The 2,383-nt window shown below is 43.7% G+C and carries 2 protein-coding genes; both read right to left on the bottom strand.

Annotation, left to right across the window (positions count from 1 at the left end):
* Window positions 1-83: 83 nt before the first annotated feature.
* A complete protein-coding gene (locus A3738_RS12455) occupies window positions 84-557 on the bottom strand; it encodes a DUF2489 domain-containing protein (protein WP_068482618.1) in 474 nt (157 codons plus the stop codon).
* Window positions 554-2,224 (bottom strand): acyl-CoA dehydrogenase family protein, encoded by a 1,671-nt coding sequence (locus A3738_RS12450; protein WP_068482620.1) that lies wholly within the window; start codon window positions 2,222-2,224, stop codon window positions 554-556. The genes A3738_RS12455 and A3738_RS12450 overlap by 4 nt, the downstream gene beginning before the upstream one ends.
* Window positions 2,225-2,383: the final 159 nt, after the last annotated feature.

The raw sequence follows: 2,383 nt of genomic DNA, 5'->3' as shown, positions 1-2,383 counted from the left end.
GTAAACCAGATCACCAATGAAATGATTAAAATGCGCTTTAACATATAATTTCCTTACTAGTTGCATTCCTAATAACATGCCGTTTAGTGTAAAGAAGACAAATGGGCTAGCAAAGCGACACACGCTTTTTTAACTTCGTCCTCATATTCGGCTTCGACTTCATAACGCTCTTGATCTAGGGCCTTCATTTCACGCCTAGATAAACGCTTCCTCGCTTCAAATCTCGGCATATGCTCTAAGCGATCGTATACATCGTTAAATACTTTAAAGTCATGACGCTCATGCAGTGTTGAATCAAAATGATCTATTAAGAGCTTAACCCGCATACAGGCCTCAGAGATTTCTACTTGCTTATCAAGTACCGATTTACAAAGCACATAAACGCTGTCTAACAAAAATTTACGTCGTTCAGCTTCTTTTAGTCTTAACTCTCGTCTAGCGTTATTTTCTTGCTTCAATGCTCGAAGCTGTTTTGTAATCGCCCAGCTCAATAAGACAATACAAACTAAGCCTACAACACTATAGGTCCAAAGTTCATACTCAGAAACGTTGCTCATATCGCCGCTCTATCAATAATGTAGTCGCAATCGACCATAGTTGGGAGGGTACCAAATAGGTAGGCGCTTGGTGCATTTTGAAGACGAGACATACAGAATGCTTCTGCTACGACTTCATTCCCGTAAAGTAGTAAACACGCACCCTGTAATGCTAACGCTAGCTGCTCAACGATCGTCCGAGAACGAAACTCAATATGCTCTTTGTCCTCTAGTTGTAATTTCAAATGCCTTAGGTGATCGTCAAAATATATACTTTTACCAGTTGCTTTATCGAGTTCTTCGAAGATTGCATCCAGGGTTTCCGGTGAACGCGAGATAGCTCGTAACATGTCTAAGCATTGTACGTTCCCACTTCCTTCCCAGATGGCATTAATCGGTGATTCACGAAATAAACGCGGCATTATCGTGTCTTCCATAACACCCATACCACCGATACATTCCATTGCTTCATACGCATGCGCTGGCGTACGTTTACATATCCAATATTTTCCTACCGCCGTTCCGAGACGTGCCAACATCGACTCTTTTTCATTGTCATCTGAATTCTCGAGTGCCTTCGCCATTCTCATTGTCATTAACATAGCGGCCTCACTCTCGATTGCGAGATCAGCCAATACATTCTTCATCAAGGGCTGGTCTCGTAAGTTATTTCCAAACGCTTCCCTTTCTTTACAATGCGAAATAGCTTGCACGACGGCTTGGCGCATCCCCGCGCTTGATCCGATCATGCAGTCAAATCGTGTCATCGCGACCATTTCTATTATGGTTGCCACACCCTTTCCTTCCTTGCCGATCAACCATCCTTGCGCGCCACGTAGCTCTGTCTCACTCGATGCATTCGAAACGTTTCCCATCTTGTTCTTTAACTTTTGGATCTGAATCGGATTCTTCGTACCATCCTCTCTCCATCGCGGCACCAGGAAACACGACACGCCTTGGTCAGTTTGAGCCAGCACTAAGAAAGCATCACACATTGGCGCGGACACGAAATACTTATGACCAACAAGCTCATACAGCGCTCCTCCTCCAGACTTAGAAACGGGGTATGCGCGTGTCGTATTTTTCCGAACATCAGACCCTCCTTGCTTTTCGGTCATCGCCATTCCAATCGTAACGCTATCTTTTTGAGAATGGGGGATATTTCTTGGGTCATAACTTCGACTTAGAATTTTAGGGGCCCACTTTTCGTAAAGATCTGGTTGGCGGCGTAAAGAAGGAATTGATGCAGAAGTCATCGTAATAGGACACCCATGCCCTGCCTCGACCTGTGTCATCATATAGCTCATTGCAGCGCGTTCGATGTGATGCCCACTATTCGAACCCTCCCAGTGACTCGAATGAATACCGTGAGCTAAAGATATGTTCATTAACTCATGATAAGCAGCGTGGTACTTAATTTCGTCGACCCGCTCTCCACGTCGGTTATGGGTATGTAATTCCGGCTTGTAGTGGTTAGCATCAAAACCAAGATCTATAAGCCTTTCACTACCAGTTAGCAAACCAAACTCTGTAAGAGCTTTGGCATCGATACCCGGGCCAAAAACCTTAACGGCCTCTAAAAGCGCCTTGTCAGAGCAAAACGAATTGTAGTCTACGAGCTTTTTTGGGACATTTTCGACACGATGTGTTTCGGCCCAATAGTTAGTTTTGGGTTCATAATTCGACATACTTTCAACCTTATCGTAATACTTGATTCACTTAATCCAACTTACTGCCACACTAACCCCAACGAAAATAAAAACGATTCCGCCAAAGCAATCTATATAGCGGATTCGTCTCAATAAGCGATTTCTGAAGGTACTTAATGATGCTATAAAAGTTACTAA

It is taken from the genome of Oleiphilus sp. HI0066, from assembly GCF_001635725.1.
The sequence above is the reverse complement of the archived record's forward strand: the minus strand, read 5'-3'. Positions and strand labels throughout refer to the sequence as shown.